Genomic DNA, 6,944 nt, shown 5'->3' on the forward strand with positions numbered 1-6,944 from the left:
AGTCACCATGACCAGCGCAGACAAGCTCGACCAGTTGCTCGAGATGTGGCGACGAGACATCGACAGCGTGCCGTTCCCGGAGATCGGCCTGACCGACATTCCGCTGCAGCGTGACAGGGACGAGAACCGCTCGTATGCGAGGACTCGCCGGGAAGCACCGAGTTCGCACAGCCGACCCACCCGGCAGGCGGGCTAACGCAGGAACTCTGCCACGGAGCGGGCGATGCCCGCCTCGTCGACATCGTGCGCCCTGTCGTGATCGGCCATCGACCCGTAGACCCTGACCTCGGCGTCACGACGCATGCCGAGCGACCGCACCCGGTGCGGCACGTCCTCCAGCGCCACGGCCACGTGCTGTGCCGACGTCCCCGCGAGGTACGGCTCCACCAGGACGACGTCGGCCACCCCTGTCGCGTCCACCGCCTCCCGCAGACCGCGCGCGTCGAACGGTCGCACTGTCGCGGCGTACAACACGGTGACGTCCAGCCCTTCGGTCGCGGCCAGCGTCCGGTCCAGCATCGGCCCGACGGCGAGCACGACCCCGCGGCCACCTCGGCGTACCCGGTGGATCCCGGCGCCCACCCTGGCATCGGCGTTGCTCGCCTCGGAAAGGCGCAGATAGACCGGATCGGAACCAGGCAGCGAGTCGAGCAGCAGTTCGCGCGCCTCGGCCGGATGCCCCGGCACGTGCACGGTCCATCCCGGCAGGGTGTCGAGCAGGGCGACGTCACCGGGCGACTGATGCGTGCGTCCGGCGGTGGGCATGTCGTAGGACGCGCCGGAGGACATCAGCACCGCGCCGGCACCCTGATGGCCGAGATCCAGCTTGATCTGCTCGAAAGGACGTTCCACGAGGAACGAGGCAAACGTATGCGCCACGGGTCGCATTCCGGCCAGCGCCAGTCCGCCGGCGACGCTGACCAGCAACTGTTCGCGGATACCGAGGTTGATCACCCGATCCGGATGCCGCGCCGCTGCCGCGTCGAGCTGGGCCGCGGAGATGTCGGCCAGCACGACCGCGAGTCTCGGGTCAGTGTCGAGCGCCTCGTCGAGAGTGGCCAGCGCGGTCTCCCGCATCGACGCGGTGATGGTCGTGGTCATGTCCTCAGTCCTTCGGCTAGACCCGTGCGACGACCGCCAGCGGACGCCCGGGGTGTGGTTCGGTGAACGCGGCGTGGAGGGCGTCGTGGTCGCGGCCGTCGACGGTGCGGCCCGTCCAACCCTCGACCTCGAAGCGGGCCGTGATGCCGCCGGGCCAGCCGTGGGTGGCGGAGGCGTTGTCGATGACCACAGTGGTCAGCCGCTCCAGCCCCGCCCGGCCCGCGAAGGCGATCGCCTCGTGGTTGGACCCCTCGTCCAGTTCGGCATCGCCGACGAGAACCACCACCCGCGGCTCGGTACGTCCCTGTGCGCGTAGCCCCAGAGTCGTGCCCACGGCGAGCGGCAGCCCGTGGCCCAGCGAACCGCTGGAGATCTCCGCGCCGGGCACGAGCACCCGGTCCGGATGCATGCCGAGCCGCGACCGTACGCCTGCCCAGTCCTCCAGCTCGCCGGGCCGAAGGAAGCCCTTTGCCGCGAGTACGGCATAGAAGGCCATTGGGCCGTGCCCCTTGGACAGCAGGAAGCGATCCCGGTCCGGGTGATCAGGCGCGTCCGCCGACACGCGCAACACCCGGTCGTAAAGCACCCACAACACGTCCACGGTCGACGTCGCGGCCGCGGAGTGCTTCTCGTCCCCGGTCAGCCGGGCCATCAGTTCCGGCAGGTCGGTGAATCCGGGCTGCCGTATCGCCGTGTCACTCATGTCGTCAACCGTGCAACCTCGACCTAAGTCGAAGTCAAGGTAGGGTGAGGGGGTGACCAAGCTTGCCGACCATCTCAGCATCGGACAGGTCTCCGAGCGCAGCGGAGTACCCCATACCGCGTTGCGCTTCTACGAGGACCGTGGCCTGATCTCCTCGGAGCGCTCCGCGGGCAACCAGCGTCGCTATCACCGCTCGGTGCTGCGACGCATCGCGTTCATTCGCGCCGCGCAGCGTGTCGGGCTCACCCTGGAACAGATCAGCGACGCACTGGCCACCCTGCCGCAGGACCATGCGCCGACGAAGGCCGACTGGGCCCGACTGTCCCGAGGCTGGCAGGACGAACTGGACGCGCGGATCGACGCGCTGCACCGGCTGCGCGACCGGCTCACCGGATGCGTCGGCTGCGGTTGTCTGTCATTGCGCACGTGTGCGCTGCAGAATGGCGACGACCAACTGGCTCGCTTCGGCCCTGGGGCGGGTCGCCTGAAGCCGGTCGCCGAGGGTGGAATCTGAACATAGGGCGTCGTCGTTCATCTTCGCCCTCGGAACCAAACACCTACTTTCGTCTGGTGCCTCGGTTCACATAGTGGACCCGTTGCTTTTTCTCGCGCCCTCTGAATAGTCTGCGGTTGCGCAGCGAGAACTCCGCCACCACGGTCATCGCGGATCCGGTTTCTCCTGGCACAGAACACAAAGCGCAATACCCAACACCGCTAACGATCCGTAAATAAAGCGGCTTCGTTGTGTTTCCCGCTGCTTTCTTCCTAACAGCGGGTGGACGCTTGGCTTCCATTCTGCGACACAGTCCGAACGAGGACACGACCATGAGATTCACGAAGCTGTCCGACCACGAGGTGCGGCCGGGAAGACTCGTCGAGTGGTACCCGATCGCCCTCGGTGCCCCGGCGCCTGATCCGCGTCCCGCCTCCTACGTTCAGGAAGCTCACCTCCGGGAAGCCAGTACCCGGCGCGCCGCCGGGCTGAGTTGCCCTACCTGGCTGGGCACCACCTTCGAACTGCCGGGAGACCTCGACATCGCCGCATTACGTCAGGCGTTGCTGACGTGGATCGACCGGCACGAAACCCTTCGTAGCACCCTCACCTTTCACACCAGAACGGGCGGAGATGCTCAGGTCCGGAGGTGGACGCTGCCGCGAGGTGGTGTGGGCCTGCATCGGCAGGACCGAGGGCGGTTTGCCGATCCCGCCCGTATCGGCTCGCATGTCGAATCGTTGTTCGACCGGACCGCGAATCCGTTGCACTGGCCGTCGTACTTGTTCGTCACCGTGTCCCGGCCAGGCGGGACAACCATCTATATCGGCCTGGACCACTCCAATGTGGACGGCTATTCGATTTTGCTGATCGCCCAGGAGCTCCGCGCTCTCTACGACGCGGCGCTGACCGGAGTGGCGGCCGGACTGTCCGCGACGGACAGTTATCTGGAGTTCAGCGCCGCCGAGCGGTCCGAAGCCCTGCTGGTGCGCGCCGATCACGAGGTGGTCAACAGGTGGCGCCGCTTCCTCGATACGAACGATGCGGAACTACCCGGGTTCCCGCTCGAGGTCGGGGCGGACCGCACCCGGCCGACGCCTCAGCACGGGAACTGCACCTGGCTGCTCGACGCCGAAAAGGCCGAATCCTTCAGCACCGCCTGCCGGGCCGCGAGTGGCGGTTTCCAGGCAGGCGTACTCGCCTGCCTGGGTATCGCCGCACACGAGGTCAGCGCCAGGCGGACCTTCCGCGCCCTGGTTCCCTTTCACACCAGGCACGCGCCGCGATGGACGGCATCCCTGGGCTGGTACGTCGGCCTCGCTCCGGTGGAGTTCCCTGTCGAGGGAAGGCCGGACTTCGCCGGGTTGACCCGCGCGGCCAGTGCCGCGGTGCGCGAGTCCCGGCCACTGGCTCGGGTGCCCTTCGCCCGCGTGTGCGAGCTTCTTGGCGCTCAACCGCGACCACGATTTGTCGTGTCCTACATGGACATGCGCAACGCTCCGGGTGCGGACAGGTGGCGACAGTGGCACACCTGCGCTTTCCACAGCAGGTCATCCGCGGGTGACGAGGTGTACCTGTGGATCCATCGCACCCACGACGGGGTCTACCTGACCTGCCGCCACCCCGGCACCGAAGCCGGAATCCGCAATGTCGCCCGCTACGTCGGCCATCTTCGCCGCGTCATCGACGAGGTCGCCACGCACGGGGGCTATGCCGTGTCCGGGCTGGCACCGATTCCAGCGGTGGACATGGCGACAACCTGGTGAGGACAGTCCGGAAAGGAATTTCGTCATGCTGATGACACCGATTCTGGGGTACGAACCCCGGCCGGGCGAGGTGGTCGAATGGGTCCCCTCGGCCGAAAGCGTCGCTGCCGCTGAGATCGCACCCCCGCATCCCGCACCACCGTCGTTCGTACAGGAACGACACATCACCCGCGCACTCGCCAACGAGAGTTCCGGAAAGGTGCAGTCTCCGTGGCTGGCCACGGTCTTCGATCTGCCTGGGCCGCTGGACACCGAGGCGATGGCAAGCGCGCTGACGAAGTGGGTTCGCAGGCATCCGACGCTGCTCACGTGGTTCAGCCCAGCAGCGGACGGGAGTCTGCGACGGCACGCGCTCACGCCCGAATCCTTTTCCCTGCGAACCTCGGCTGCCGGTGCGTTCGACGATCCGGTGAAGTTGCGTGAGCACCTGCACGAACGCTTCGACCTGGGAACCGATCCACTGCGCTGGCCCCCGTTCACAGCGGGCGCGATCGTCAGGAAGGACTCCTCGACGGTTTACTTCGCGGTCGATCATTCGCACTCCGACGGCTACTCGATCATCCTGGTGTTCGCCGAACTACGGGCGCTCTACCAGGCCGAAGTCGACGGATCGGTCGCACAGTTGCCGACGACGGGTAGCTATGTCGACTTCTGCGAACTGGAACGTGCTCGGGCCGCGCAGGTGACACGGGACTCCCCCGCGGTGCATCAGTGGCTGGAGTTCTGGCTCGCCGGCGGCGGTACACCACCTCGATTCCCGCTCGACCTCGGCGTCTCGCCGGACGGCACCTACCCCGCGGTACCCGTGGAGATCGATCTGTTCGACACCGAAGAGGCCGAGGCGTTCGCGGCATCCTGCAAAAGCCATGGTGCGGGCTTCTCGGCAGGGCTGCTCACCGCGCTCGGCATCGCGAACTGGGAACTCGCCGGACAGGACGGGTACCGGGGGCTGAACGTCGTGCACACCCGCGACGAACCACGGTGGGCCGCGACGCAGGGCTGGTTCATCAACCTCGTCCCAGTGCAGTTCACGGTGGCGAACGCGAAGGACCTCGGGACTGTCCTCAGCGGTGCGCAGGCGGCATTCGAGCGGGCCAGGGGGTTGGCCGGGGTGTCGCTGCACCGGGTGACCGAAGTGGTGACCGAGGGACTTGACCTGCACACGGATTCCAGGGTCGTGCTGCCGATGGTGTCCTATATAGACACGAGGAGAGTGCCAGGTTCGCAGGACTGGGAGGCCGCGGACTGCCGGGTGCTCGGTGGTCCAGGGGACAGCCACGACGTGCCGATCTGGGTGAACCGGCTCTGGCGGCGTACGTACCTGAAGGCCAGCCATCCGGACACACCAGAGGCGAGGGCCAACGTCCCCCGCTACCTGGAGCGGGTGCGGCAGATTCTGCGGACGGTGGCCGCGACGGGGGACTATCCGGTCTCCGGCCGCGAGATTTCCACCGGGACAGCGAGCTAGTCCGCGATGCACGTGACCACGATTGAGCTCTACGTGCCCGAACCCGGGACCCTGCTGGAATGGCGAACACCTCAGTCCACAGTGGCCATCACGGAGAAGTCCGTCGCGTCCCAGGTTCCGCCTTCGTTCAACCAGCGGTTCCATCTACAGACCGCGGCACGGTCGGCCGAGCGGCCGCATCGACCGGGAACCTGGCTGGCGCTGGCGTTCGACCTGCCAGGCCGGCTGGATCCGGTGGCATTGGACGCGACGTTCGCCTACTGGGTCCGCCGGCACGACACGCTTCGTAGTGGATTCCGCCGTAGTGGAGACGACGTGGAGCGGTTCGTCGTGCCCACCGCGGAGGTCACCATGACTCCGGGCGACGTGCGGCACTTCGCTACGACTGGGGAGCTGCGCGCACACCTCCGGGCGCGCCTGGACGAGGTGTGCGCACCGTTGTCCTGGCCGGGTTTCCTGCTCGCGGCGATCGTTCGCCAGACCGGCTTCACCGTGTTCTGCGGGTTCGACCACCGAAATGTGGACGCCTACGCACTGGCGATCGCGGCACACGAGCTCGCCACGATCTACTCGGCCATTCGCGCGGGCGAGGCGGTGGAACTGCCTCCCGCGGGAAGTTTCGTCGACTACTGCGCCCTCGAACACGCACGGCGGCCACCCGGTCCCGACGATCCGGCGGTAGCCCGCTGGGGACGGCTCCTCGAGGCCTGTGGCGGCACGACACCTTCGTTCCCGCTGCCCCTCGGCGTCAGGCCGGGAAATCCGGTACCTCAGGCATCCGATTGCCGTCAGCTGCTCGACCGATCCGCGACGGAGGGGTTCGAGGCGCTGTGCGGCAAGCTCGGCGGGAGCGTGTTCACCGGCGTCCTCGCCGCGACCGCTCTTGCGTTGCGACGCCGAGGTGCGGGACACGACATCCGGCTGGTCACGCCGATGCACACAAGAATCGATCCGCGCTGGCAACACACCCTCGGCTGGCTCACGACCGTGGCACCGCTGACTCTTTGTGCGCGCGAGGACCGTTTCGCGATGGCGCTACGTTCGGCCGTCGCCGAGTTCCGGGCCGCACGAGAAGCAGGCGCGGACCGCGCGCCCGAGGTGCTGACCGCGCTCGGCGACCGGTTCCGCCCTATCAGTGAGGACGTGTTCATGGTGTCCTACACCGATTACCGGCGACTGCCCGGCTCGGAACAACACGCGCCGCGCGGGGCCCAGCACATCAGCAACGTCACGGTTGCCGACGACGCGGGACTGTGTCGTGAGCGGTGTTTCTGGCCCGACACGCCGGGGTGAAATCCGGCGGGATGGGTACGGACAGTGATGGCATCCGATGCTGTGAGCGCGGATCAGAGGAAGATGAGGAAGTCGGAGCGGGAGCGGTCGGCCGAGCAGGCTGCCGCGGCGGCGATGGTG

7 protein-coding genes are annotated in these 6,944 nt (G+C 67.5%); 5 read left to right on the forward strand and 2 right to left on the reverse strand.

Annotation, left to right across the window (positions count from 1 at the left end; translation table 11 throughout):
• The first annotated feature begins 7 nt into the window (after positions 1–7).
• Complete coding sequence (locus D0C15_RS30565) at positions 8–196, forward strand: hypothetical protein (RefSeq protein ID WP_116051568.1); 189 nt, start codon at positions 8–10, stop codon at positions 194–196.
• On the opposite strand, the gene D0C15_RS30570 is transcribed toward D0C15_RS30565, so the two are convergent.
• On the reverse strand, positions 193–1,101 hold the full coding sequence (locus D0C15_RS30570) for a transketolase family protein (protein WP_116051569.1): 909 nt from the start codon (positions 1,099–1,101) through the stop codon (positions 193–195). The two genes, D0C15_RS30565 and D0C15_RS30570, sit on opposite strands and share 4 nt — an antisense overlap.
• 16 nt (positions 1,102–1,117) lie before the next feature.
• Positions 1,118–1,804: a thiamine pyrophosphate-dependent enzyme gene (locus tag D0C15_RS30575; protein WP_116051570.1), complete on the reverse strand. Its 687-nt coding sequence runs from the start codon at positions 1,802–1,804 to the stop codon at positions 1,118–1,120.
• Positions 1,805–1,856: 52 nt separating this feature from the next.
• Between D0C15_RS30575 and soxR the strand changes: the two genes are divergently transcribed.
• The 4 genes from soxR to D0C15_RS30595 all read left to right on the forward strand — a co-directional run bounded on the left by soxR (position 1,857) and on the right by D0C15_RS30595 (position 6,824).
• Entirely contained in the window at positions 1,857–2,318 is a 462-nt protein-coding gene (gene soxR / locus D0C15_RS30580) for a redox-sensitive transcriptional activator SoxR (RefSeq protein WP_116051571.1), read from the forward strand.
• A 311-nt stretch (positions 2,319–2,629) separates the two neighbouring features.
• Positions 2,630–4,063: a condensation domain-containing protein gene (locus D0C15_RS30585; RefSeq protein WP_116051572.1), complete on the forward strand. Its 1,434-nt coding sequence runs from the start codon at positions 2,630–2,632 to the stop codon at positions 4,061–4,063.
• A gap of 25 nt (positions 4,064–4,088) precedes the next feature.
• Positions 4,089–5,531, forward strand: coding sequence for a condensation domain-containing protein (locus D0C15_RS30590; RefSeq protein WP_162830316.1), 1,443 nt, complete (start codon positions 4,089–4,091; stop codon positions 5,529–5,531).
• A 12-nt stretch (positions 5,532–5,543) separates the two neighbouring features.
• Positions 5,544–6,824, forward strand: a complete 1,281-nt coding sequence (locus tag D0C15_RS30595; protein ID WP_162830317.1) for a condensation domain-containing protein — start codon at positions 5,544–5,546, stop codon at positions 6,822–6,824.
• Positions 6,825–6,944 lie beyond the last annotated feature (120 nt).

Origin of the sequence: Amycolatopsis palatopharyngis (assembly GCF_003385185.1) — a bacterium.
GTDB classification, from domain to species: Bacteria; Actinomycetota; Actinomycetes; order Mycobacteriales; family Pseudonocardiaceae; genus Amycolatopsis; species Amycolatopsis palatopharyngis.